This is a genomic window from Novosphingobium sp. SG754 (assembly GCF_013149315.1).
Classification (GTDB): Bacteria; Pseudomonadota; Alphaproteobacteria; order Sphingomonadales; family Sphingomonadaceae; genus Novosphingobium; species Novosphingobium capsulatum.
Genome location: NZ_JABGCC010000001.1, coordinates 675,675 through 698,295, shown reverse-complemented (window position 1 = coordinate 698,295; position 22,621 = coordinate 675,675). Strand labels below are relative to the sequence as shown.

At 64.3% G+C, this 22,621-nt stretch carries 29 protein-coding genes; 1 reads left to right on the top strand and 28 read right to left on the bottom strand.

All coding sequences use genetic code 11. The features are described 5' to 3' along the window. Positions 1–32 precede the first annotated feature (32 nt). Both FHW97_RS22325 and FHW97_RS03270 read right to left on the bottom strand, forming a co-directional pair. Positions 33–1,136 carry a glycosyltransferase family 1 protein gene (locus FHW97_RS22325; RefSeq protein ID WP_171797948.1) on the bottom strand — a complete coding sequence of 368 codons (1,104 nt, stop codon included), beginning with the start codon at positions 1,134–1,136 and terminating at the stop codon, positions 33–35. A gap of 4 nt (positions 1,137–1,140) precedes the next feature. Further along, on the bottom strand, positions 1,141–2,010 hold the full coding sequence (locus FHW97_RS03270; protein WP_171797947.1) for a glycosyltransferase family 2 protein: 870 nt from the start codon (positions 2,008–2,010) through the stop codon (positions 1,141–1,143). A gap of 762 nt (positions 2,011–2,772) precedes the next feature. Between FHW97_RS03270 and FHW97_RS03265 the strand changes: the two genes are divergently transcribed. Beyond that, positions 2,773–2,919 (top strand): hypothetical protein, encoded by a 147-nt coding sequence (locus tag FHW97_RS03265; protein WP_157088941.1) that lies wholly within the window; start codon positions 2,773–2,775, stop codon positions 2,917–2,919. A 121-nt stretch (positions 2,920–3,040) separates the two neighbouring features. Here FHW97_RS03265 and FHW97_RS03260 read toward each other — a convergent pair whose 3' ends face one another. The 26 genes from FHW97_RS03260 to rplN all read right to left on the bottom strand — a co-directional run bounded on the left by FHW97_RS03260 (position 3,041) and on the right by rplN (position 22,561). Then, positions 3,041–3,811, bottom strand: a complete 771-nt coding sequence (locus FHW97_RS03260) for a sugar transferase (protein ID WP_370525280.1) — start codon at positions 3,809–3,811, stop codon at positions 3,041–3,043. 135 nt (positions 3,812–3,946) lie between these two features. Further along, positions 3,947–4,093, bottom strand: coding sequence for a hypothetical protein (locus FHW97_RS03255; RefSeq protein ID WP_171797945.1), 147 nt, complete (start codon positions 4,091–4,093; stop codon positions 3,947–3,949). A 280-nt stretch (positions 4,094–4,373) separates the two neighbouring features. After that, positions 4,374–5,195 carry an NUDIX domain-containing protein gene (locus FHW97_RS03250; protein WP_171794002.1) on the bottom strand — a complete coding sequence of 274 codons (822 nt, stop codon included), beginning with the start codon at positions 5,193–5,195 and terminating at the stop codon, positions 4,374–4,376. Between the two features lie 334 nt (positions 5,196–5,529). Continuing rightward, entirely contained in the window at positions 5,530–5,853 is a 324-nt protein-coding gene (gene grxD, locus FHW97_RS03245; RefSeq protein ID WP_171797944.1) for a Grx4 family monothiol glutaredoxin, read from the bottom strand. A 25-nt stretch (positions 5,854–5,878) separates the two neighbouring features. Further along, positions 5,879–6,112 carry a BolA/IbaG family iron-sulfur metabolism protein gene (locus tag FHW97_RS03240; protein WP_022675082.1) on the bottom strand — a complete coding sequence of 78 codons (234 nt, stop codon included), beginning with the start codon at positions 6,110–6,112 and terminating at the stop codon, positions 5,879–5,881. Then, entirely contained in the window at positions 6,112–6,435 is a 324-nt protein-coding gene (locus tag FHW97_RS03235) for a DUF1476 domain-containing protein (protein ID WP_022675081.1), read from the bottom strand. The genes FHW97_RS03240 and FHW97_RS03235 overlap by 1 nt, the downstream gene beginning before the upstream one ends. Positions 6,436–6,502: 67 nt before the next feature. Further along, positions 6,503–8,830, bottom strand: a complete 2,328-nt coding sequence (locus tag FHW97_RS03230; RefSeq protein ID WP_171797943.1) for a prolyl oligopeptidase family protein — start codon at positions 8,828–8,830, stop codon at positions 6,503–6,505. A 64-nt stretch (positions 8,831–8,894) separates the two neighbouring features. Then, positions 8,895–11,066 carry a prolyl oligopeptidase family protein gene (locus tag FHW97_RS03225; RefSeq protein ID WP_171797942.1) on the bottom strand — a complete coding sequence of 724 codons (2,172 nt, stop codon included), beginning with the start codon at positions 11,064–11,066 and terminating at the stop codon, positions 8,895–8,897. An 80-nt stretch (positions 11,067–11,146) separates the two neighbouring features. Further along, on the bottom strand, positions 11,147–11,599 hold the full coding sequence (locus FHW97_RS03220) for an RES family NAD+ phosphorylase (RefSeq protein WP_171797941.1): 453 nt from the start codon (positions 11,597–11,599) through the stop codon (positions 11,147–11,149). Between the two features lie 125 nt (positions 11,600–11,724). After that, positions 11,725–12,150, bottom strand: coding sequence for a 50S ribosomal protein L17 (rplQ, locus tag FHW97_RS03215; RefSeq protein ID WP_022675077.1), 426 nt, complete (start codon positions 12,148–12,150; stop codon positions 11,725–11,727). Between the two features lie 151 nt (positions 12,151–12,301). After that, positions 12,302–13,363 (bottom strand): DNA-directed RNA polymerase subunit alpha, encoded by a 1,062-nt coding sequence (locus tag FHW97_RS03210; RefSeq protein ID WP_022675076.1) that lies wholly within the window; start codon positions 13,361–13,363, stop codon positions 12,302–12,304. A gap of 121 nt (positions 13,364–13,484) precedes the next feature. After that, a complete protein-coding gene (gene rpsK / locus FHW97_RS03205) occupies positions 13,485–13,874 on the bottom strand; it encodes a 30S ribosomal protein S11 (RefSeq protein ID WP_008065643.1) in 390 nt (129 codons plus the stop codon). Positions 13,875–13,931: 57 nt separating this feature from the next. Beyond that, on the bottom strand, positions 13,932–14,300 hold the full coding sequence (gene rpsM / locus FHW97_RS03200; protein ID WP_022675075.1) for a 30S ribosomal protein S13: 369 nt from the start codon (positions 14,298–14,300) through the stop codon (positions 13,932–13,934). Positions 14,301–14,638: 338 nt separating this feature from the next. Continuing rightward, positions 14,639–15,664, bottom strand: a complete 1,026-nt coding sequence (locus tag FHW97_RS21930) for an SRPBCC domain-containing protein (protein WP_183533752.1) — start codon at positions 15,662–15,664, stop codon at positions 14,639–14,641. Positions 15,665–15,777: 113 nt separating this feature from the next. Beyond that, positions 15,778–16,422 (bottom strand): adenylate kinase, encoded by a 645-nt coding sequence (locus tag FHW97_RS03190; RefSeq protein ID WP_022675042.1) that lies wholly within the window; start codon positions 16,420–16,422, stop codon positions 15,778–15,780. A gap of 32 nt (positions 16,423–16,454) precedes the next feature. Next, the gene (gene secY, locus FHW97_RS03185; protein ID WP_022675043.1) at positions 16,455–17,822 is read right to left on the bottom strand and encodes a preprotein translocase subunit SecY; all 1,368 of its coding nucleotides are present in this window, start codon (positions 17,820–17,822) and stop codon (positions 16,455–16,457) included. A gap of 189 nt (positions 17,823–18,011) precedes the next feature. Next, entirely contained in the window at positions 18,012–18,491 is a 480-nt protein-coding gene (gene rplO, locus FHW97_RS03180) for a 50S ribosomal protein L15 (RefSeq protein ID WP_022675044.1), read from the bottom strand. A 280-nt stretch (positions 18,492–18,771) separates the two neighbouring features. Next, on the bottom strand, positions 18,772–18,948 hold the full coding sequence (gene rpmD / locus FHW97_RS03175; RefSeq protein WP_022675045.1) for a 50S ribosomal protein L30: 177 nt from the start codon (positions 18,946–18,948) through the stop codon (positions 18,772–18,774). A gap of 6 nt (positions 18,949–18,954) precedes the next feature. After that, complete coding sequence (gene rpsE, locus FHW97_RS03170) at positions 18,955–19,674, bottom strand: 30S ribosomal protein S5 (protein WP_022675046.1); 720 nt, start codon at positions 19,672–19,674, stop codon at positions 18,955–18,957. Positions 19,675–19,676: 2 nt separating this feature from the next. Continuing rightward, positions 19,677–20,027: a 50S ribosomal protein L18 gene (gene rplR / locus FHW97_RS03165; protein WP_022675047.1), complete on the bottom strand. Its 351-nt coding sequence runs from the start codon at positions 20,025–20,027 to the stop codon at positions 19,677–19,679. Continuing rightward, positions 20,027–20,560: a 50S ribosomal protein L6 gene (gene rplF / locus FHW97_RS03160; protein ID WP_054130540.1), complete on the bottom strand. Its 534-nt coding sequence runs from the start codon at positions 20,558–20,560 to the stop codon at positions 20,027–20,029. Before rplF ends, rplR begins: the two co-directional genes overlap by 1 nt. Then, positions 20,560–20,955, bottom strand: a complete 396-nt coding sequence (gene rpsH / locus FHW97_RS03155) for a 30S ribosomal protein S8 (RefSeq protein WP_022675049.1) — start codon at positions 20,953–20,955, stop codon at positions 20,560–20,562. The genes rplF and rpsH overlap by 1 nt, the downstream gene beginning before the upstream one ends. A 12-nt stretch (positions 20,956–20,967) precedes the next feature. Next, the gene (gene rpsN / locus FHW97_RS03150) at positions 20,968–21,273 is read right to left on the bottom strand and encodes a 30S ribosomal protein S14 (protein WP_022675050.1); all 306 of its coding nucleotides are present in this window, start codon (positions 21,271–21,273) and stop codon (positions 20,968–20,970) included. Positions 21,274–21,301: 28 nt separating this feature from the next. Continuing rightward, on the bottom strand, positions 21,302–21,883 hold the full coding sequence (gene rplE / locus FHW97_RS03145) for a 50S ribosomal protein L5 (protein WP_022675051.1): 582 nt from the start codon (positions 21,881–21,883) through the stop codon (positions 21,302–21,304). Beyond that, the gene (rplX, locus tag FHW97_RS03140) at positions 21,876–22,193 is read right to left on the bottom strand and encodes a 50S ribosomal protein L24 (RefSeq protein WP_022675052.1); all 318 of its coding nucleotides are present in this window, start codon (positions 22,191–22,193) and stop codon (positions 21,876–21,878) included. Before rplX ends, rplE begins: the two co-directional genes overlap by 8 nt. Beyond that, positions 22,193–22,561 carry a 50S ribosomal protein L14 gene (gene rplN, locus FHW97_RS03135; protein WP_022675053.1) on the bottom strand — a complete coding sequence of 123 codons (369 nt, stop codon included), beginning with the start codon at positions 22,559–22,561 and terminating at the stop codon, positions 22,193–22,195. Before rplN ends, rplX begins: the two co-directional genes overlap by 1 nt. Positions 22,562–22,621: the final 60 nt, after the last annotated feature.

Genomic DNA, 22,621 nt, shown 5'->3' with positions numbered 1-22,621 from the left:
GGGGGGAGAAAAAGCCTCGTTCATCGCCCGCCTCATGCCGCGCAGGCGATCAACAGATCGAGCAGCGTGCGCCCCGCGCCTGCCCAGGTGTAGCGGCCAGCACGGGCCAGCCCGGCCGCCACCATCGTGGCGCGCGTATCGGCCTGTTCCAACGCGGCGATCTGATCCAGCCAGGCCGTGGGATCATCGGGGTCGGCCATCAAGGCCGCCGCGCCGCACACCTCCGGCACGGCGCCACAGGGCGCGGCGATGACCGGGCAGTTGCACAGCATCGCCTCGACCGGCGGCAGGCCAAAGCCCTCCGTCCGCGAAGGGAACAGCAGCGCCTGGGCGCCTTCATACAGCGCGCGTAGCGCCGCATCGTCGCAGCCCCCGGCAAACACGGCATCAGCGGGGGGGCGCAGGCCCGCCGCCAGCAAGACATCGCGGCCAGGCCCAACGATGACCAGCCGGCGCGGTGGCCAACCCTGCCCCGCACGGTGCGCGGCATTGGCCAGTTCGAGGGCTTCGAATACCACGGCATTGTTCTTGTAGGCCTTTACGCTGCCAAACATCAGCAGGTATTCGCCCGGCGCCAGGCCCAGACGCGGCAGAGCCGCAGGATCGGGCGCCACTTCAAGGATATGATCAGCGCCGTTGTGGACGATTTCCACGCGCCCGGCGCCGATCACGCCATATCCGGCCAGATCGCGGCGCGAATAGTCAGACACGGTGAGCACCAGGTTGCTGGACCGGGCCATGAGCGGCGCCAGAAGGCGATAGCCCATGCGCTGGCGCCAGGGATAGGAACAGTCTGGCCGGCAGAACTGCGCATCGTGCAGCATGGTAATCTTGGGCCGATGCAGCACCGGCGCCAGGTTGGCGAGGTTGACCAGCAGGCTGCCCCGCGCCAGCGCCGGCAGGCGGCGCTGCTCCCAGCTTTGGCTGGGGCCGTGCACGTCTTCCTCCACCCGGATGGCCGCATAGGGATCGGCCGCCGGGCACCCGGCGGGCACGATCAGCCGCACATCGGGGCGAGCAGCGGAAGACATGGCGGCCAGCAGGCTGTCCACCTCGCGGATCAGGCGATCCGAAACGCGCCACACCCCATTGTGCTTGCCGGCGCGAAACTTGCCATTGAATGCGATCGTTCGCACCGGATCACATGCTTTCGATCTTGCGCGGATCGATCCGCCCCCGCCACAGGTCCGCCAGCGCCAGGGCATTGCCGCGCAGGCGTCCCCAGCGATCGACATGGGGCTCGGGAAACGGCGCACGCAGCAGGTTGGCCAGGACATTGCGCCACAACAACTTGCGCCCGAGCGGGCCGGGCATGGTGCCCTTGCGGCGCAGGTAGACGATGTTGGCCACCTGCGAATAGCCCAGGCGCCGGCCCGAGGTGCGCCCGCCCTTCACCCCCAGGTGCACGCCCGAAACCAGCCCGGTGGATACCAGCCGCCCGTGCCGGGACAGGCGCATGGTGAAATCGATGTCCTCCTGCCAGCCATACAGCGGCAGCGCCTCGTCAAAGCGCAGATTGCCGACATGGGCCATGCGCAGCGCCATGTTGCAGCCATAGAGAGCCTCGCGCGGGATGATCGCCGGATCGAGCAGCAGGGTTTGCGCGGCGATCATCGCCTGGGCCTGGGCAATGCCATAGCCGCCGTGGCGCACACCATCGCCTACCAGATTGCCCGTGATCCCGGCCACATCGGGGTGGGCGAGAAACAGGCGTTCGACCGCCGCCAGGTAATCAGGCGCGGGCACGAAATCATCATCGAAGAAGATCACCACGTCGGTCCGGCCCGCGAGCAAATCTAGCGCGCGGTTGCGCTGGCGGCACAGGCCACGTTCGGCCACGGCCAGTTCGGGCGTCAGCGGGCTATCCGCGACACCGGCAAGATCGGCTTGCGCCGCGCCGACGACGATTACGCCATCGGGCTGCCGCGATTGCCCGGCAAGAAGATCGATCGTCTGGCGCGCCAGGCTGGCGCGGCCAACGGTGGCGATGGCAACATGGATTCGCAGCATGCTCTGACGCGGTCCCCCTGGTGGATTTCCCCTACGTCGTAAGACCGCGATGCAGCCGGTCCACGCGCGTTGGCTCCGTTACCGAGAGACTAAGCCGCGTGGATTGTAGGGCGGGAGCCGGGCAAAATCGCCACGTCGGCGCAATTCATCGAAAAAATTGCATTTTTGCAGTGCAAGAAATCGGCCTGCCGCCTGCTACGGGTTTGCCACGCCATGGTGCCATTTCGGCATCTTCGCACCGGCAAAATCGACACCACCGGCGTTACGGCGCGGAGTTTTGCAGCCGGTCGCACCTGTGCCTCGGCCCAGCGCAACTGATGCGATCTCAACAACCCTCCAAGCCCCCCGTCAGACCGCTGTTTTTGTTTCAGTTTAACGACAGCAAAGCCGACATGTCGGCACGCGCGCGCGCCATTCGCCTTGGCTGCGCTGTCAAACCATCATCAACGTTGCAGTGCAACGCAGACCGGGTGCAGCGCAGCAAGAACCAAAGTCATCATACCCATGGCCGCCCCGTGCGACGCAACAGCGGACCTGTTGCGCTGCAATCGTGTGTAAAAACGGTGGTATTCACGGGTTTACAACCAATCGCTGCTATGAAAAGCCTTTGCAGGACGGTCAGGCGGGACGGGAAAAACGCCCTTATCAACGGCCGTATCAACAGGAGCGAAGCGGGAACAAGCTGGCCCTGAAACGCGTTTGAATTTGGTAACGGCGGTTGCTGCCGCCAAGGCCAAGAACACTGGTTAAAAGGGTTGCAGGATGTCTACTCAGTCTTTCCGCGAAGATGGTTTCGTCTCGTTCCATGATGCCCCTGCTGGCGAAGGCACCGCCGCCGCCAAGGGATTGCTGATCGGCTTGGCGTTGAGCCAGGTTTTCTGGATCGGACTGGCGCTGCTCATCTTTTGATCAGAACATAATTCACCGAGCGTTCTTGGTTGCTGTCGTTTACTTACGCGTGACGGGAGAAGCACCAGCTGGCGCTTCTCCCGTTTGCGTTTTCCGTTAAACGATCGGCTTGCCCAATCCGTCAATACGCGCCGCGCGCCAGAATTACGCTCGGCACTGTCAGGATCAGGATGCGGAAATAGAGCCGCAACGAGCGGGCCCGGCGATAGAGCCGGTCACAGGCCACGCGGCGGCGATACGTGGTATCGTGGCGGCGCGCCACCTGCCACAGGCCGGTCACCCCAGGCCGCACCGCGCAATAGGCGGCAAAATGGCGCCCATAGCGCACGACTTCGGCATCAACGATCGGCCGCGGCCCCACCAAGCTCATATCGCCACGCAGAACGTTGATGAGCTGGGGCAGTTCATCCAGGCTGCTCTTGCGCAGAAGCCGCCCAACCGCCGTGATCCGGGGATCGTTTTGCAGTTTGTGCGTCGCTTCCCATTCGGCACGCGCGGCAGGATCGGTTTCCAGGACATGGCGCAGCCGCGCATCGGCATCCACGCACATCGAGCGAAACTTGAGGCAGGCGAAGTGACGCCCGCCCGCTCCCACCCGGCGATGGCGGAACAACACCGGGCCGCCATCTGAAAACCGCACAAGCGCGGCGATGGCGAGCATGAGCGGAAGAAACACGACAAGTGCGCCAAAGGCCATGATCACGTCGATCGCGCGCGTCCACGCCTCTGCCCGCGCGATACGCGGATCGGACGCAGGGTGGCGCCAGCGCGCCAGCGCTGCACGCGGCGCCGCGGAAAGATCGGGGGTGAAAGCAAGCGCCGGCCCATGCCAGGTGCCGGCGGAATTGCGGACACCCTCGGGTCGCGCAGCGACATTGTGTTGATGATTCACCTGAGCTGGTCCCCACACCGGGCGACGCCGCATATCCGGCGTCCATGGCAGGGATGATAGGAACAGCCCGCAGATGCCGTCAGCGAGCGATACAGCCGAGATGGTTCGTTAGCTGACGCAGCGACGGCGAATCACCTAGTGAAGGCGCAACACGCCCCAGATAATCAGTGCCCAGGCGAACGCCGAAGAGCCACCAATGATCGCCACCCGCAGCCACAGCGGATAAAGCGTGTCCGCTGCCTGAGCATTGCCCCGCGCCAGCGGCAACAGTTCTTGCTGCAACGCATGAACGGGTGAAAAAACAGGATCTTCCTCGCCAGACACGAGCCGTGGCACCGGGGCATCATCGGCCGGTGGCGGATCGGGCAGGATGCTGTGACGCGGCTGTAAAACGGGCATGGGGGATTACCTCCACCCGGGTTTTACGCCCGCCAGATTACTGCCGCCTGCGCCGGGGCATCGGGGGGTATACGTATTGCCCTCAGGAAATGCCCTTATCCGATTTGGCGATTTGACGCCGCCGGATATTCTCGAATGTGGATGCAAGTGCGCCGGGCGCCGGTCAAGCGCGGTGCGCCTCGGCCAAGGGTTCCCCCAACACGGGATAGCCATGGCCATCGGGAATGGCCAGCCACGGCTCCCCATCGCGCAGAATGGTTTGCGGCACGATCGGCACCACGGGATGGGCCGCCGCGTGCTGGCTGGCCGTGGCGAAATCGTCGAACAGGGCCAGGCGTTCAAGATTGCGCCGGGTGGGAAAGATGACGCGAATATCCCCCCGCGCGGCGGCAGCCAGCGCCTCTGCCGCGCTGGCCCAGAACAGATGGCAGTTTTCGGTACGGTCCACCGCAAGGTCGACCATGCCACTGCCAAGGTCAGCCAGATAGAACCGCGTGTCGAACACGCGCCCCGGCTTCCCTCGCGGCCACCAGCGCGCCCATGGCACCAGGGCGGCGGGATCCAGCTGCCAGCCAAAGTGCGCCAGCACTGGCGCCATGCTCCCAGCCTGCGCCAAGATCGCCCGGGCCTGCTGCGCGCCCGACGCATCGAGCGCGGCGGCATCCGGCCGGGCAGGCGCCAGGCCCACGAGCAATCCGGTTTCTTCCAGCGTTTCACGCACGGCGGCCACGCGCGCGGCGGCATCATCTGCATCCAGCCCGGATGCCCAGCCAGGCCCTTGCGCGACCAAGGCATGATCGGCCGCATCCACCTTGCCACCGGGAAACACCGTGGCGCCGCCGGCAAAACGCAACTGGGCCGAACGCTCCACCAGCAGGATCTGCGCCGGCGCGCCTGCCGCGCCCTTGCGAAACACGATCAGCGTGGCGGCTGGTTCTCCCAGGGCAGTGTCGGTCGGTTCAGAGGCATGGTGCGGATCGGGCATCGCGCCACCATGCGGTTGCTGGCGAGCCTTGCCAAGTGCCCGCAAGAACCGTCGGCATATTTTACAATTGGCCGGTGCGGCGCCATGCAAGGGCTGTGGGCATCCCCCTGAAAGATGGCCCTTCCGGAAACTGGCACGCTCTGTGCTTAGCTTTGCATACCCCGAAGACTTCTTTCTTCGAGAGGCGGAGCCGGACACCCCAAGTCTCCCCGGCTCCGCCTCCCCCGGGGCTCCCAACACCACATGATACAACGAAAAAACGCGGCCTCCCCATCGGGAAACCGCGTTGTTCAGCAAGTTGCGCCCCGGCCATCGCATGCCGGGAGCGGCACCTTCAGGCCGGCTTCACCTCGGCCTCTTCCATCAGCTGGGCCAGTTCGCCCGCTTCGTACATTTCCATCATGATGTCCGAACCACCAACGAACTCACCCTTCACATAGAGCTGGGGAATCGTGGGCCAATCGGAATAGGACTTGATGCCCTGACGGATTTCCATGTCCTGCAAGACATCGACGCTGGCATATTCCACGGCGAGGTGTTCGAGGATCGCCACGGCGCGGCTGGAAAAGCCGCATTGCGGGAACAGCGGCGTACCCTTCATGAACAGGACAACGTCGTTGCCCTTGACGATTTCGTCGATGCGCTGCTCGGTAGACATGGTGGGATGAATTCCTTTCGGCCCCTTATTTGGGGGCAGCGGTGGTCAGTTGCAAGGCATGAAGCACGCCGCCCATGCGGCCACCGAGTGCGGCATAGACCGCCTTGTGCTGCGCCACGCGGCTCATCCCGGCAAAGGCGGGCGAAACGACATGGGCGGCATAGTGATCGCCATCCCCAGCGAGATCAGTGATGGTCACGTCTGCATCGGGCAGAGCGGCGCGGATCATCGCTTCAATCTCGGCAGCGGCCATCGCCATCAGACTTCGCCCATCAGCTGGCGGCGCGCGTCAACCGCCTTGGCATCGAGCGCGGTGCGGATTTCTTCCTCGCTGACATCGACGCCAGCAGCGATCAGATCACCCAGCAGCTTGCGCACCACGTCCTCGTCACCGGCTTCCTCGAAATCGGTGTGCACCACCGACTTGGCATAGGCTTCCGCCTCCGCCTGGGTGAGCTTCATGCGCTCGGCCGCCCACTGCCCCAGCAAACGGTTGCGACGGGCATGCACGCGGAACAGCATTTCCTCGTCGTGGGCGAACTTGGCTTCGAACGCGCGCTCGCGATCATCGAACATGGTCATTGTGGTCGATCCCGTTGTGGTCCCACCTTTGCGGATAGTCAGCCACTGCCCGCCCTGCAAGGGGAACCTATGGCGCCGGCGGCGATGGCGCCAGCGGTTGGGGTGACAAGCCGGTATAGGCCGCGAGGAACGCCAGCACATCGGCGCCGCCAGCGATCACCTTGTCGACGCTCTTGCCGCCACCATGGCCCGCGCCCTGCTCCACCCGCAAGAGATGCGGCAGCGGGCCGATATCGGCCGCCTGCAGCGCGGCGGCATATTTGAAGCTGTGCGCGGGCACGACGCGATCATCGGTATCGGCGGTGGTCACCAGGATAGCAGGATAGCGCACGCCATCGCGGATGTTGTGATAGGGCGAATAGGCGCGCAGCACCTGCCAATCGGCAGCACGGCCAGGATTGCCATAGTCATCCATCCAGAACCGGCCGGCGGTGAACTGGTCAAAGCGCAGCATGTCCATCACCCCCACATCGGGGTTGGCCGCGGCAAACAGATCGGGCCGCTGGTTGACCACTGCGCCCACCAGCAAGCCGCCGTTGGAACTGCCCTGGATTGCCAGGCCACCCTTGGGCGTGACGCCCTGGGCGATGAGATATTCGCCCGCGGCGATGAAATCGTCGAAGCTGTTCTGCTTGGCCGCGAGGCGTCCGCCATCGTGCCAGGCCTCGCCAAATTCGCCGCCACCGCGAATGTTGGCCAAGGCAAAAGCGCCACCGGCGGCGATCCACGCCATGCGCACCGGCGACCACCCCGGCGTGAGCGCCACATCGAACCCGCCGTAGCCATAGAGCAGCGTCGGCAGCGCCTGCCCGGCGAGCGCGGCACGGCGGCTGCGCACCAGATAGAGCGGCACCATCGTACCATCCTTGGAGCGATAGCGGCGCTGTTCCACCACATAGTCTGCCGGATCGAACGACAGGCGCGGCTGGGCAAAGGGCGTCGCCTGCCCGGTTTTCAGATTAAGGCGAAAGATCGTGGGCGGCAGGTTGAAGCTGGAAAACTGATAGAACGTTTCGTTGTCACCCGGCCGCCCGGCAAAGCCTGAGGCCACGCCGATGCCGTTGAGCGTGATCGCCCGCGCCGGCTTGCCGCGCAGATTGGTGACCACGGCAGTCGTGGCGCCATCGTGCTGATACGACAGAATGAGGCGATCCCCCACCACGTTGCCGCCGGACAGGCTCTGGCTACGTTCGGGCACGATCACCCGCCAGCGCGGCGCGGCATTGGCCAGATCAAGTTCGGCGACCATGCCATTGGGCGCACCGGAATTGGTGATGAACCACAACCGATCGCCCAGCCCCTCGATCGGCTTCCATTCGTGAGCGAAATCGGTAACGAGCGGCAGCACGCGCCAATCGCCGCGCCGCCAGCCATCGCCGCGCAGATCGACCAGGTGGACCATGCGGCGCGCATCGGTGCTGGCCTCGGTGGTGATGACCGCCCAGCGGCCGTCCGAGGTGACGAAGGCCTTGTGCCCCCATTCGGGATGATCGGGCGTGGCAAAGACCAGTTCATCGGCCGCTTGCGGCGTGCCCACGCGGTGAAACCACACGGCCTTGCCCGCCAGCACCGCGCGATAGGCCTGCCCCTGGGCCGGCGCGGGATAGCGCGAATAGAGGAAGCCTTCGTCGCCCAGCCACCCGATCAGCGTATCGTTGGCCCACTCCAGGCGATCATCGAGCATGTGGCCATTGCGCGCGTCGACCACGCCCAGCGTGCGCCAATCACTGCCATCGCGCTGGCGCCCGAACGCCAGGAAGCGCCCGCTGCGCGAGGGGACCCACAGGTCCAGCGCCTGCGCGCCATCGGCCGACCAGCTATTGGGATCGATCAGCAGACGCGGCGCGCTGCGATCGCCTTCTTGCACATAGAGCACGGGCTGATTCTGCAAGCCGCTGTTGCGCAGATAGAAGTAACTGTGCCCCGCCTTGCGCGGCAAGGACACGCGCGGATAATCGAGCAAGCTGCGGATGCGCGCGGCAAAATCGGCGCGGCCCGGCAAAGCCTTGAGGAATGCGCCGCTCAGGCGATTTTCGCGCGCCACCCAATCTGCCACCTCGGGGCTGGTGCGCAGATCAGCTTCGAGCCAGCGCCACGGATCGGCCACGGCCTGGCCAAACGGCTTGTCGACCACCGCGTCGCGCCGCGCCAGGGGATAGAGTTCGCGGGGCAGGACCAGGCTGGCGCCCGGGGCCACGGTGGGGGTTAGCGGGGTTTGGCTGGAGGTGCCGGCATGCTCACTGCGGACAACGTCAACCGCGCCTTCCACGGCGCCATCGGCCAAGGGCGCACGGGCAGGCGCGGTGCCGGCGGTGGCTTGGCCACCACCCGCCACCAGCCCAGCCAGCGTTCCCGCCAGCAGCGCCTTGCGCCATCCTGTCCCAAACCTTGTCATTGTTCGGAAATCTCTAGCACCGGCACAGCGCCGGCGCCAGAGATTGCACGGTCAAAGATAGACTTCAGGGGCGCGGCGTCAGCCCGGTGAAATGGGCCAGGAACGCCTGCACATCGGCAGTTTCCTCGATCTGCTTGTCGATCGGCTTGCCCGAACCATGGCCGGCGCGCGTCTCGATGCGGATCAGGTGCGGCTTGGGCCCGATCGCGGCGGTCTGCAGCGCCGCAGTATATTTGAAGCTGTGCCCCGGCACGACGCGATCGTCGGTGTCGGCCGTGGTTACGAGGATGGCGGGATAGTCCACGCCCGAGCGCACGTTGTGATAGGGGGAATAGCGGCGCAGCACGCGCCAATCGGCTTCCTTTTCGGGATAGCCATAGTCATCCACCCAATAGCGCCCGGCGGTGAACTGGTCGAAGCGCAGCATGTCCATCACGCCCACGGCAGGGCTGGCCGCCGCAAACAGATCGGGCCGCTGGTTGGTCACCGCGCCAATCAGCAGGCCACCGTTGGAGCCACCCTCGATCGCCAGGCCGTGGCGCGGCGTCACGCCATTGGCGATCAGCCATTCGCCCGCGGCAATGAAATCGTCGAACACGTTCTGCTTCTTGTCGCGCCGGCCGGCATCGTGCCAAGCATCGCCATATTCCCCGCCGCCGCGTAGGTTTGCCAGGGCAAAGGCGCCGCCGCTGTCGATCCAGGTCATGAAACCGGCGGAAAACCATGGGGTAAGCGCCACATTGAAGCCGCCATAGCCATAGAGCAGCGTGGGCAGCGGGCCCTTGGCATCCTTGCGGCGGACGATGAACATCGGCACCTTGGTGCCGTCCTTGCTGGGATAGAACACCTGCTCCACCCGGAAATCGGCCGGATCGAACGTCAGGTGCACCGGCTCCCACGGGGTGGTTTTCGCCGTGGCGGGATCGAGCGCCAGCACCGTGGCAGGCTGGGTAAAGCTGCTGAACGAGAGATAGGCATGGCGATCGCCGGGCCGGCCGCTTAGGCCCGATGCGCTGCCGATGCCGGGCAGGCTGACCGCACCGGCCGGCTTGCCATCAAGATCGAACGCCAGGACCTGGCTCTTGGCATCGTGGATATAGCTGGCGAACAGGCGGTTGCCGGCAATGCCGACGGATTCGAGGTTGTCCTTGCTTTCGGGCACCACGGTATCGAAGCGCGGCGTGCTGCCCGACAGATCGACCCGCACGATCTTCTTGAGCGGGGCGCCATCGCCCGACACGAACCACAGCTGATCGCCCACGCCATCGACGAAATCCCATTGCGCCTTGAGATCGGGGATCAGTGCGGTAACCGGCCCAATCTTGCCGTTGGTGACGCGCGCAACGTGCACGGTGTTGACCGGATCGGTGCCCTCGCTGCTGGTGATCACCACCCAGCGCCCATCGCTCGAAACGCTGGCGCCGTGGCCGCGCTTGGGCAGCTCGGGCGTCGCGAACACCGGCTGATCGGCGCTTTGCGGCGTGCCCAGGCGGTGGAGCCACACCGTCTGGTTATAGTTCAGCGCCTGGAAGGCCTGGCCTTCCTTTGGCTCGGCAAAGCGGGAATAGAGCAGCGCATCGTTGCCCAGCCAGGCCAGGCCGGAAAACTTCACCCACTTGAGTTCGTCGGCCAGCGGCTTGCCGTCGGCCACGCCGACAAACTTCACCGTCCGCCAATCCGAACCGCCATCCTGCACCGAATAGGCCAGCAGGCGCCCGTCATCCGATGCCGCCCAGGCATCGAGCGCAGTGGCGCCATCCTTGGCCCAGGTATTGGGATCGAGCAGTACCCGTCCCTTGGTGCCCACCGGCGCATCGGCAGGGCGCACCAGCAGCTGCGACTGGTTCATCAAGCCGCTGTTCCAGCTGTAGAAGACCGAAGCGCCACGGCGCTGCGGCAGGCCAAACCGTTCGTAATCGATCAGCGCCTTCATCCGCTTTTCCAGCGCGGCACGCTCGGGCAACTGCTTGAGATAGGCTGCGGTATAGGCGCTTTGCGCCTGGACCCAGGCCGCCACCTTGGCATCGGTGCGCACGTCGGCTTCCAGCCAGCGCCAGGGATCAGACACCTTTTCACCGAAATGGTCTTCCACCAGCGGCATTTGCGGGCTGGCGGGATAGGGCGGCAGTGACGGCATGGCCTGGTCCTTGGCAAGGGTGGGCGGCGTCTGGGCAAACGCAACCGGGGTGGCAAGCGCAAGCGGGGCGGCCATGGCCAGCCACAAGCGGTTCTTCATCGCGATATCCTGACAAGACGGGGGGTGGTTTCTCAGGAAACTACCGCAGGATCGCCCCAGTGCAACAGACTTTGCAACGATCAGGAATAGCGGCCCAGCATCGGCGGGCGGTGCAGGCACTGGGCAAAGCGGAACGGCCGCACTGTCAGAGGTGGCACTGTGCCTGCTGCGGGATGATCGGCATTCATCAGGATGACGTCAGCCTCGGGCAGCACGGCCGACCGCACGGCCAGCAGCAGCGACCGCGCTGCGCCTGCCCAGGCATCGACAAACGCAATCGTGTCGGCGCGGTCAAGCCCATCGGGCACGCGTTCGGGCATGGCGGCAATCTCCGTCCACCCCAGGTCGAACGGCGTGTCACAGGTTTCGGCAGGTTCGGCCAGGTAGCGTTGCTGTACCAGCACGGCGAGGCCCGCCTCGCTGGCAAAGTGCACGATGCGATGGCCGGGCGAGCAATAGCGCCCGCCAAAGCGCAATGCCCCTGCCCCGTCCAACGCGTGTTCCCCGGCCTTGACCAAACGCCATACGATCATGGGGCCGTTCTATGCCGGAGCCAGCGGGCGGGCAAGCCTATCACAACGCACGAAAAACGGGCGGAGCCTTGCGGCCCCGCCCGTGATCCGGTTCGTCCGATGGTGGGGCGCGATGCCCCGCCCGATCAGGCGTTTTCGAGTTCGTCTTCGTCGGCAGTCAGCACCGGACCCGAATCGAGGCCCTTGGCCGACGTGTCACGGTCCACCAGCTCGATCACGGCGATCGGGGCGGCGTCCGAGGCGCGGTAGCCGGCCTTGATGATGCGGGTGTAGCCACCTTCACGGTCGGCGTAGCGCGCGGCCAGAACTTCGAACAGCTTCTTTTCCTGCGCTTCGTCAAGCAGACGGGCGTGGGCAAGGCGGCGGTTCGACAGGCCACCATGCTTGGCCAGCGTGATCAGCTTTTCGACGTAGGGACGCAGTTCCTTCGCCTTGGGCGTGGTGGTGGTGATCTGCTCGTGCTTGATCAGGGCGGCGGCCAGATTGCGCAGCAGCGCAATACGGTGCGACGAGGTACGACCCAGCTTACGCTGGCCCAGCTTATGACGCATAACTCATTCTCCGTTTGTAGGGGGGCCGTGTGAGGTACCCCGATCCAGGCCGACTTGAGGGGCAGCCCGTTCCCTTTCGTGCGAGGTTGCAGCGCTATGCTGCGGCCAGGCCGGTACGGAAAAGCGTTCCGTGCCGGCCCTGCCCACCCAATCAGCCGAGCAGTTCCTGCTCGAGCTTCTTGGCCATTTCCTCGATGTTTTCCGGCGGCCAGCCAGGGATGTCCATGCCGAGGCGCAGACCCATCGACGAGAGCACTTCCTTGATCTCGTTGAGCGACTTGCGGCCGAAGTTCGGCGTGCGGAGCATCTCGGCCTCGGTCTTCTGGACCAGGTCGCCGATGTAGATGATGTTGTCGTTCTTCAGGCAGTTGGCCGAACGCACCGACAGTTCCAGCTCGTCCACCTTCTTGAGGAGGTAGCGGTTGAGCTGGTTGGCGTCGCTCTCTTCCGGCGCATGCGCGGCAACGCCGGCCAGCGACGGCACGTGGCCGGTCGGCACCTGGTCGTCGAAGTGGACGAACAGCGCCAGCTGGTCCTGAAGGATGCGCGCGGCATAAGCCACGGCGTCTTCCGGGGTGACGGTGCCATCGGTTTCGACCGAAAGGCTGAGCTTGTCGTAGTCAAGCTCCTGGCCGATGCGGGCGTTGTCCACCTTGTAGGACACCTGACGCACGGGCGAGTAGAGCGAATCCACCGGGATCAGACCGATCGGTGCATCCACCGGGCGGTTCGACACGGCCGGGACATAGCCCTTGCCGGTGTCGCAGGTGAGTTCCATGTTGAAGGTCGCGCCTTCATCCAGATGGCAGATCACCAGATCCTTGTTCATCACCTCGATGTCGCCGGTCACGGCGATATCGCCGGCCTTGACTTCGCCCGGCCCGATCGCGGAAAGCTGAAGACGCTTGGGGCCTTCGCCCTGCATCTTGAGCGCGATCTGCTTGACGTTGAGCACGATGTCGGTGACGTCTTCACGCACGCCGGCAAGCGACGAGAATTCGTGCAGCACGTTCTCGATCTTGATCGACGTAACCGCAGCCCCCTGAAGCGAAGAGAGCAGCACCCGGCGCAGCGCATTGCCGAGGGTAAGACCAAAGCCACGCTCAAGCGGTTCGGCAACGAAAGTCGCGCGACGCTTCGGATCGTGACCGGGCTTGATGTCGAGATTGTTGGGCTTCTTCAGTTCCTGCCAGTTCTTGATGTTGACAGTCATGGAATTCCCCTAGGGTTTTTCGAGAGCGCCGGCAGTCGGCCAGAAGGAAGCCGCAACCGGTCAAGATATTGGGCGGGTGTGGCGCGCGTGGTACCTCGCGCGCCACTCGCCAAAAGGCAGGTCAGACGCGACGGCGCTTGGAAGGACGCACGCCATTGTGCGGGATCGGGGTCACATCGCGGATCGCAGTGATGGTGAAACCCACCGCCTGCAGAGCGCGCAGGGCGCTTTCGCGGCCCGAACCCGGACCCTTCACTTCCACTTCAAGGGTGCGCACGCCGTGTTCGGCGGCCTTCTTGCCGGCGTCGTCCGCAGCCACCTGAGCGGCGTAGGGGGTCGACTTGCGGCTGCCCTTGAAGCCCATCATGCCGGCAGACGACCACGAAATGGCGTTGCCCTGGGCATCGGTGATGGTGATCATGGTGTTGTTGAAGCTGGCGTTAACGTGCGCAACACCGCTGGTGATGTTCTTGCGCTCGCGGCGCTTAATGCGCTGAGGTTCGCGTGCCATGTGCTGAATTCCTGTCGAGAAACCGTTGGGAAGATCTAAAGCCTGAAAGGCCTGATCTTACTTCTTCTTGCCGGCGATCGGCTTGGCCTTGCCCTTGCGGGTGCGCGCATTGGTGTGCGTGCGCTGGCCACGAACCGGCAGACCCTTGCGGTGGCGCAGGCCACGGTAGCAGGCCAGGTCCATCAGGCGCTTGATGTTCATCGCGGTTTCGCGACGCAGATCGCCTTCCACGGTGTGTTCGGCGTCAATCGCTTCACGGATCTGGAGCACTTCGGCGTCCGACAGATCCTGAACGCGGCGGGCATGATCGATGCCGAGCTTGTCGGCGATCTGGCGGGCCTTGAACGAGCCAATGCCATGAATGTAGGTCAGCGCCACGATCACGCGCTTGTTGGTGGGGATATTGACCCCGGCAATACGAGCCACTTGTTTCTCCGTTTGCTCCACAGAGCGCCGAATCGAAATTGGCGCCCTATCTCATCGCGACAACACCCGCCAAAAAACGCCAAATTGCAGCCCGCGCAAGCACTTGCCCCGGACTTCAAATGACCCTTCTCGTTCGAGTGAAAGGCGCGCTTAAGCTTTTTGCAGGGAAAGGTCAACCACAAAGGGCACGTTCCCCACGCAGACGGGTGAACGTGCGGCCCTCCATGAGCACGGGGGCCAGCTTTGGTGACACCATCCTTATACGCCACAAGCGCCGCGTCGCAAAGCACGATTCGCGTGCGGGCGTGATCCCGCCCGTACCGTGCCGGCACGTCTTGTCAGTGATCGCTGCCCGGCCCCATGGCAGCGTCGAATGCGGCCTGCGCGTCCCTTTGCGCGGTCGCCTCATCACGCGGCGACGCCGCGGTTGGCTGGGCCGCAGGCTTGGGCTTGGCGGGCGCGGGCTTGGCCGGAGTGGCCCTGGCCGGCGCCGGCTTTTTGGTGGACTTGGGCGCCGCCGCCTTGCCTGGCGCTGCCCTGGCCACAGCCGGCTTGACCGAAGGGGCTCTGGCCGCTGCTGGCGCGGGGGTGTCGTCGGAAACGACCAGCCCGTCATCGTCGGCAACGGCTGGCGCCGTGGTGCGGCTGCGCGCCGGGCCCGGCGGCAAGCTGGGCAGACCACGCAGGGTGCCGAGCGGACGGCTGCTGACCGGCGCGCCATCGGGGTCGAGCGACGGGCCCTGCGGTGCGTTGCGCGAGACCGGCGCCGAGTCGCCGTTGTCAGAACGGTCAGCCGGGGCCTTGGAGGTAATGATCGGCAAGGCACCATCGGCCGCCAGCGCGCCGCCCAGCTTGTCGGCCAGGCCGGCGATCTGCTGCCCCAACATGCGATCGACTGCCGGTGCGATCTGATCCATGCGATAGCGCATGTAACCGCCCACGACATATTCGATGAGAATGCGCGTACCGTGATCACCCGCCTTCAGCGTGATCGTCATGGAGCCGAGCACGGCCTCGCTTTGCAACGGCCCCAGCGCGCCGGTCATGCGCAGCGCGCGCCCCGGCTCGACATAGACCACGCGCATGTGCTGGACGCCGCTGGCCAGGGCCCCTGCCCCGCCTTGCTTGCTCGCCGGCAGCTTTTCACAGAAACAGCCGCCCGGCACCGGATCGAGCGTCAGGTTCGCCGCTTCCCCGGAAAAGGTGTGCTCGCTTGACCACCAAGTCGCCGGCTTGACCAGTGCGCGCCAGGCCTCGGCTGTAGAAGCGCCAACGTCGACCGTCTGGCGAATGACAAAGCCGTTGTCATCGCGTGCAACGACCTCGGCATGGGCGGGCACGGCCAGAGCCGCGTTGCCCGCCACGGCGGCGAAAAGCAGCCCCGCGACCCTGCTTGAAAGCCGTGATCGCACTGGGCACACTCCTTTTCGCCGCAACGTTTCCAGGCTTTCCACGATAGTCGGAAAGCCTGGGTGCTTTAAGCCAGAATCGCCTCGATCGAAGCGGTCACGGCATCCATGTCCGCCATGCCGTCCACGCGCGCAACGATGCCGCGCGCTTCATAGATCGGCAGGATCGGTGCAGTCTTGGCACGATACTCGGCCATGCGCGTGCGCACGGTTTCCTCGTTATCGTCAGGACGGCGCTTGAACTCGTGGCCACCGCACTTGTCGCACGTGCCGGCAACCTTGGGCTGCTCGAACGTATCGTGATAACCCTTGCCACAGGTGGCGCAGGTGTAGCGGCCAGTAATCCGCTCGACCAGGGCGTCTTCGTTCACGTCCAGCTCGATCACGTGATCGAGCTTGCGGCCACGGCTTGCCAGGATCGCATCGAGCGATTCGGCCTGGGCAGCGGTGCGCGGATAACCATCGAAGATCGCGCCTGTGCCGGCGCCCATCGCATCGAGTTCGTCACCGATCAGCGCCGAGACGATCTCGTCAGAGACCAGCTGGCCCGCTTCCATCACGGCCTTGGCCTTGAGGCCAACCGGCGTCCCGGCCTTGACGGCGGCGCGCAGCATGTCGCCGGTGGAAAGCTGCTTGAGGCCATGACGTTCGACCAGGCGTTGGGCCTGGGTGCCCTTGCCGGCGCCCGGCGGGCCGAGAAGAATGATATTCACTTTGGCAGTCCCCCTCTTCGACACCTGCGCGATCAGCGCAGTCGGCCCTTCAGCTTGGCCTTTTTGATCAGGTCGCCATACTGGTGCGCCAGCAGGTGCGACTGGATCTGGGTGATCGTATCAACCGTGACGTTGACCACAATCAGCAAGCTGGTGCCACCGAAGAACAGCGTGCCCATCCCTGTCTCGGACATGATCCATTCCGGGATGACGCAGACGAAGGTGATATAGGCCGCGCCCAGCACGGTGATGCGCGTCAGCACATAGTCGAGATACTTCTCGGTGTTCTTGCCGGGGCGGATGCCGGGGATGAAGCCGCCATTGCGCTTGAGGTTTTCGGCCGTTTCTTCCGGGTTGAACACCACGGCGGTGTAGAAAAAGCTGAAGAACACGATGCCCAGGGCATAGAGCAGCATATACAGCGGCTTGCCGTGGCCCAGGTACTGATTGAGGCCGATGATGATCTTGCCCGAGGTCGTATCAGGCGAGATCGACTTGCCGGCGAACTGGGTAATGGTCAGCGGCAGCAGCAGCAGCGAGCTGGCAAAGATCGGTGGGATCACGCCAGCGGTGTTGAGCTTGAGCGGCAGGTGGCTGCGATCGGCAGCCATCATGCCGCGCTGCGTGGCGCGCTTAGGATACTGGATCAGCAAGCGGCGCGTGGCGCGCTCGAAGAAGCAGATCAGCACGACGACGCCGAGGATCAGCGCGATCACGCCCGCAATCACGAAGCCATTGAGCTGGCCCGAACGACCCTGTTCGAACAGGTTGCCCACGAACTTCGGCATCTGCGCGACGATGCCGGCCATGATGATCAGCGAGGTGCCGTTGCCGATCCCGCGCGCGGTGATCTGTTCACCCAGCCACAGCAGGAACATGGTGCCACCGATCAGGCTGATCACAGCGGTCACGCGGAACAGGAAGCCGGGCAGCACAACCGCCTGGATGCCGCTCGACGCGCCATAGGCCTCGAGGCCCGTGGCAATGGCATAGCCCTGCACCGCAGTGAGGAACACCGCGCCATAGCGGGTGTATTGGTTGAGCTTCTTGCGGCCGCTTTCGCCTTCCTTCTTGAGGGCGGCGAGCGCGGGGTGAAGCGAGGCGGCCAGCTGCACCACGATCGAGGCCGTGATGTAGGGCATCACGCCCAGCGCGATGAGGCTCATGCGCTGAAGCGAACCGCCGGAAAAGGCGTTGAAGATATCCAGGATCCCGCCACGCGTCTGATTGTAGAGCGTTTCGAGGATCAGCGGGTTCACGCCGGGCAACGGCACGAAGCTCAAGAAGCGGAACACGATCAGCGCACCGACCGTGAACCAGATGCGGTTCTTCAGTTCGGTCGCCTTCGAGAAGTTCGACAGGTTGAGATTGCTGGCGATGTTATCGGCGCGGGATGCCATGGTCGGGTATCAAGCCTTGCTGTGGCCCGCTCCGGCCGACGCCTGATCCCGAAACTCGCTTCGGATGTGTCAGGCCCCGCCCGGCGGGCTGCGCGTCAATATGGTGCGTTCAATACTGTACGGGCCATATAGGACGGGCGCAGGGATGCAATAACCCCCGCGCCCGTTTTACGCGATAATTAAAAGGTCTCAGGCTTCGGCGGCAGCCTTGGCCACGGTCACTTCAACCGCGCCACCCAGCTTTTCCACGGCCGCCACGGCGCCCTTGGAAGCGCCGGCAACCTTGAAGCTGACCTTGGTGGTCAGTTCGCCCTTGGCGAGCAGACGCACGCCGTGCTTGCCGCCACGGGCCAGGCCAGCAGCCTTGAGCGCCGCGTGATCGACCACGCCCGACACGTCGAGCTTGCCGGCGTCGATGAACTTCTGGATCATGCCCAGGTTCACTTCGGCATAGTCCTTGGCGAAGATGTTGTTGAAGCCGCGCTTCGGGATGCGCATGTGCAGCGGCATCTGACCGCCTTCGAACCCGTTGATCGAAACGCCCGAACGCGCCTTGGCACCCTTCTGGCCGCGGCCAGCGGTCTTGCCCTTGCCCGAGCCGATGCCACGGCCCACGCGCATGCGGCCCTTGCGGGCGCCGCCATTGTCGGAAATCTGGTTAAGCTTCATGAGATGCACTCGCTTTCGCTTTGAGTCGCGCTGATAGGAAGAGGCGCCCTTAGTGGCTTGAGGCCAGCTTGTCACCCCCTGAGGGCGACTCTTGATCGGATTGCAGCTCGCTAGCGCTTGCGCCCTTCGACAGGCTCAGGGCGAACGGGGTGGGAATTTGGTGCAATTGCCGTTCGGGCTGAGCTTGTCGAAGCCCCTTCCCCCGGAACGCCAAACGAAAAGCCCCGCGCACCAGGTGATGCGCGGGGCTTTTCTGAAAGCTCTGCTCAGAGGGCTATGGTCAGTCGACCACGGCCACCATGTGCGGCAGCTTGGCAATGGCGCCACGGGTTTCAGCGGTATCTTCCACTTCAACCACGCGGTTCATCTTGCCCAGGCCCAGGCCGATCAGAATCTTCTTCTGATGTTCCGGGCGACGAATCGGCGAACCGATCTGCTTGATCTTGATCGTAGCCATGACCGATTACTCCGCGATGGCTTCGGCAGCGGCTTCGGCTTCGACCTGCGAAGCACCACCACGACCGAGCAGATCAGCGACCTTCTTGCCGCGACGCTGGGCAACAGACTTCGGCGAAGTCTGGTCCTGCAGCGCGTCGAAGGTGGCGCGGATCATGTTGTACGGGTTCGAAGTGCCGACCGACTTGGTCACCACGTCGTGCACACCCAGGCTTTCGAAGACGGCGCGCATCGGGCCGCCCGCGATGATGCCCGTACCGGCCGGGGCCGAACGCACATTGACCTTGCCTGCACCGAAACGGCCCTTGCCGTCGTGGTGAAGGGTGCGGCCTTCCTTGAGCGGAACGCGAACCATCTTCTTCTTGGCAGAAGCAGTGGCCTTGGTGATGGCTTCCGGCACTTCGCGGGCCTTGCCGTGACCGAAGCCAACGCGACCCTTGCCATCGCCGACCACGACCAGAGCCGCAAAGCCGAAGCGCTTGCCGCCCTTCACGGTCTTGGAGACGCGGTTGATGTGAACGAGCTTTTCGATCAGCTCTTCACCCTGGTCCTCGTCATTGTTGTTGCGGCCACGACGGTCGTCGCGACGGCCACGGCCGCCACGTTCACCGCGTTCGCCACGCTCACCGCCACGGCCACGACCGCGACCGCGACCTTCGCGCTGCTCGCCACCGGTCTGTTCGACGGGGGCAGCGGCATCGCCCTGCAGGTTGGTTTCGTCAGCCATGATCAGAACTCCAGGCCGCCTTCACGGGCAGCATCAGCCAGCGCCTTGACGCGGCCATGGAACAGGTAACCGCCACGGTCGAAGACGACGGTGGTGACACCGGCTTCCTTGGCCCGTTCGGCGATCTGCTTGCCCACCAGGACAGCAGCGTCGACATTGGCGCCGATCGACTTCTCGCCCTTCACCAGCGAGGAAGCGGCGGCCAGGGTACGGCCGGCAGCATCGTCGATGATCTGCGCGTAGATGTGACGGCCCGTGCGATGCACGGAGAGACGCGGACGACCGCCAGCACGTGCCTTGAGGGCAGTGCGGACGCGGCGACGGCGGCGATCGAAGAGAGACAGCTTGGCCATTACTTCTTCTTCCCTTCCTTGCGGAAGATGAACTCGCCACGGTACTTGATACCCTTGCCCTTGTAGGGTTCGGGCTTGCGCCAGCGGCGAATTTCGGCCGCAACCTGGCCGACCTTCTGCTTGTCGATACCCGAGATTTCGACCGTGGTGTTATCCGGGGTCTTGATCTCGATGCCTTCCGGCACGGCGAAATCGACGTCGTGGCTGTAGCCGAGCTGCAACTTCAGGTTCTTGCCCTGAGAATTGGCGCGGTAGCCGACGCCGGTGATCAGAAGGACCTTGGTATAGCCTTCGGTCACGCCGGTAACGAGGTTGGAAACGAGCGTGCGCTGCATGCCCCAGAACGCGCGAGCGCGCTTGGTATCGTTGGCAGGCTGCACCGAGATCGCACCGTCTTCGACGGCATAGTTGATCTCGTCGACGAGCGAGAGCGTGAGGGTACCCTTGGGGCCCTTCACGGTCAGCACGCCGTTCGCGATGTCAGCGGTGACGCCACTCGGGATCGCCACCGGCCTTTTGCCGATGCGGCTCATCAGAACACCTCCGCCAGCACTTCGCCACCGACGTTGGCAGCGCGTGCTTCGGCATCCGAAAGCACGCCCTTCGGCGTCGAGACGATGGTGATGCCCAGGCCATTGCGCACAACCGGGAGTTCCTTGGAACCCGAGTAGACGCGGCGGCCAGGCTTGGAGACGCGGGCCACATGCTTGATCGCAGGCTGGCCTTCGAAGTACTTCAGCTCGATGCGCAGCTGCGGGTGAACGCCGGTGGCGTCCTCGCTGAAGCCACGGATATAGCCTTCGCGCTGAAGAACTTCGAGAACGTGTGCACGCAGCTTGGAAGCGGGCGAGAGGACCGAGTCCTTCTTCGCCTGCTGGCCATTGCGGATGCGGGTGAGCATGTCACCCAGGGGGTCGGTCAATGCCATCGTAGAGGCTCCTTACCAGCTCGACTTCGTCACGCCGGGGATGAGCCCCTTGTTGGCGAGATCGCGCAGTTCGATGCGGCAGAGACCGAACTTGCGGTAGTAGCCACGCGGGCGGCCGGTGGTGTTGCAACGGTTGCGGACACGCGTGGGATTCGCGTTACGCGGCAGCTCGGCCATCTTCAGACGGGCAATGAGGCGCTCGGTTTCTTCGAGCGATTCATCGTCGGCCTGGGCCTTGAGCGCAGCGTACTTGGCCGCAAACTTTTCAACGAGCTTCTTACGACGCTCGTTCTTGTTGATCGAACTCAGTTTCGCCATGGACTTAAGCTCTTTCCTATGACTGGCTTCAGGCGGCCTGCGCCTGTTCGGCGGCTTCCTGCGGGAACGGGAAACCGAACAGGCGAAGCAATTCACGTGCCTCGTCGTCGGTCTTGGCGGTGGTGGTCACGATGATGTCGAGACCGCGCACCTTGTCGATCTGATCGTAGCTGATCTCAGGGAAAATGATCTGTTCCTTGAGACCCATCGCATAGTTGCCACGGCCGTCAAACGACTTCGGGTTCAGGCCCCGGAAGTCGCGAATGCGGGGCATTGCGATGGTGATCAGGCGGTCAAGGAATTCGTACATGCGTTCACGGCGCAGGGTAACCTTGCAACCGATCGGCATGCCTTCGCGCAGCTTGAACTGCGCGATCGACTTCTTGGCCTTGGTGATCACCGGCTTCTGGCCAGCGATCAGTTCCATTTCGGCTGCAGCGGTCTGGACCTTCTTCTTGTCCTGGCTCGCTTCGCCAACGCCCATGTTCAGCGTGATCTTGTCGATCCGCGGAATTTCCATGTCGTTTTTGTAGCCGAACTTCGCCTTCATCGCGGCTGCGATTTCAGCGTCGTACTTGCCCTTGAGGCGCGGAGTGTACTTGTCAGCCATCGATGGCCTCCCCGGACTTGACGGCCACGCGAACCTTCTTGCCATCGCGGGTTTCGAAGCGGACGCGGGTGGGCTTGCCATCCTTGTCGGCCACGGCAACCTTCGAGATGTGCATCGGCGCTTCAAAGCGATCGATGCCACCCTGCGGGTTCTGCTGGCTGGGCTTGCGGTGACGGGCAGCGACGTTCACGCCGGCCACGATGACCTTGTCTTCCTTGGGAAGAACCTGGAGGACGGTGCCGGTACGGCCCTTGTCCTTGCCCGTGCGAACGACGACGTTATCGCCCTTCTTGATCTTGGCGGCAGCCATTACAGCACCTCCGGAGCAAGAGAGATGATCTTCATGAAGCCCTTGCCGCGCAGTTCGCGCACCACGGGGCCGAAGATACGGGTGCCGATGGGCTCTTCGTTCTTGCCGACGAGCACAGCAGCGTTGCCGTCGAAGCGGATCACGCTGCCATCGGGACGACGAACGTCCTTCTTGGTGCGCACGATAACCGCACGATGGACGTCGCCCTTCTTGACACGGGCGCGGGGCTGCGCCTCCTTCACCGACACCACGATGATGTCGCCGACGCTTGCGGTACGACGCTTAGACCCGCCCAGCACCTTGATGCACTGGACGCGCTTCGCGCCGCTGTTGTCCGCGACGTCGAGATTGGATTGCATCTGGATCATTGATCCGGTTCCTTCTCACTGGCTTGCCGGAACCAGTCCGGCAGTTCCAAAAACGTGACG

Bases quoted from the DNA above. Each gene is read 5' to 3' on its own strand.
- rplX (WP_022675052.1), bottom strand. From the start codon at position 22,193: ATGGCTGCCGCCAAGATCAAGAAGGGCGATAACGTCGTCGTTCGCACG.
- FHW97_RS03265 (WP_157088941.1), top strand. From the start codon at position 2,773: ATGTCTACTCAGTCTTTCCGCGAAGATGGTTTCGTCTCGTTCCATGAT.
- rplF (WP_054130540.1), bottom strand. From the start codon at position 20,560: ATGAGCCGCATCGGCAAAAGGCCGGTGGCGATCCCGAGTGGCGTCACC.
- rpsE (WP_022675046.1), bottom strand. From the start codon at position 19,674: ATGGCTGACGAAACCAACCTGCAGGGCGATGCCGCTGCCCCCGTCGAA.
- rplO (WP_022675044.1), bottom strand. From the start codon at position 18,491: ATGAAGCTTAACCAGATTTCCGACAATGGCGGCGCCCGCAAGGGCCGC.
- rplR (WP_022675047.1), bottom strand. From the start codon at position 20,027: ATGGCCAAGCTGTCTCTCTTCGATCGCCGCCGTCGCCGCGTCCGCACT.
- rplE (WP_022675051.1), bottom strand. From the start codon at position 21,883: ATGGCTGACAAGTACACTCCGCGCCTCAAGGGCAAGTACGACGCTGAA.
- secY (WP_022675043.1), bottom strand. From the start codon at position 17,822: ATGGCATCCCGCGCCGATAACATCGCCAGCAATCTCAACCTGTCGAAC.
- rplQ (WP_022675077.1), bottom strand. From the start codon at position 12,150: ATGCGTCATAAGCTGGGCCAGCGTAAGCTGGGTCGTACCTCGTCGCAC.
- grxD (WP_171797944.1), bottom strand. From the start codon at position 5,853: ATGTCTACCGAGCAGCGCATCGACGAAATCGTCAAGGGCAACGACGTT.
- FHW97_RS03225 (WP_171797942.1), bottom strand. From the start codon at position 11,066: ATGAAGAACCGCTTGTGGCTGGCCATGGCCGCCCCGCTTGCGCTTGCC.
- FHW97_RS03220 (WP_171797941.1), bottom strand. From the start codon at position 11,599: ATGATCGTATGGCGTTTGGTCAAGGCCGGGGAACACGCGTTGGACGGG.
- FHW97_RS03235 (WP_022675081.1), bottom strand. From the start codon at position 6,435: ATGACCATGTTCGATGATCGCGAGCGCGCGTTCGAAGCCAAGTTCGCC.
- FHW97_RS03210 (WP_022675076.1), bottom strand. From the start codon at position 13,363: ATGACTGTCAACATCAAGAACTGGCAGGAACTGAAGAAGCCCAACAAT.
- rpmD (WP_022675045.1), bottom strand. From the start codon at position 18,948: ATGGCTACGATCAAGATCAAGCAGATCGGTTCGCCGATTCGTCGCCCG.
- rplN (WP_022675053.1), bottom strand. From the start codon at position 22,561: ATGATCCAGATGCAATCCAATCTCGACGTCGCGGACAACAGCGGCGCG.
- FHW97_RS03250 (WP_171794002.1), bottom strand. From the start codon at position 5,195: ATGCCCGATCCGCACCATGCCTCTGAACCGACCGACACTGCCCTGGGA.
- FHW97_RS03270 (WP_171797947.1), bottom strand. From the start codon at position 2,010: ATGCTGCGAATCCATGTTGCCATCGCCACCGTTGGCCGCGCCAGCCTG.
- rpsH (WP_022675049.1), bottom strand. From the start codon at position 20,955: ATGGCATTGACCGACCCCCTGGGTGACATGCTCACCCGCATCCGCAAT.
- FHW97_RS03230 (WP_171797943.1), bottom strand. From the start codon at position 8,830: ATGACAAGGTTTGGGACAGGATGGCGCAAGGCGCTGCTGGCGGGAACG.
- FHW97_RS03240 (WP_022675082.1), bottom strand. From the start codon at position 6,112: ATGGCGATGGCCGCTGCCGAGATTGAAGCGATGATCCGCGCCGCTCTG.
- rpsK (WP_008065643.1), bottom strand. From the start codon at position 13,874: ATGGCACGCGAACCTCAGCGCATTAAGCGCCGCGAGCGCAAGAACATC.
- rpsN (WP_022675050.1), bottom strand. From the start codon at position 21,273: ATGGCGAAACTGAGTTCGATCAACAAGAACGAGCGTCGTAAGAAGCTC.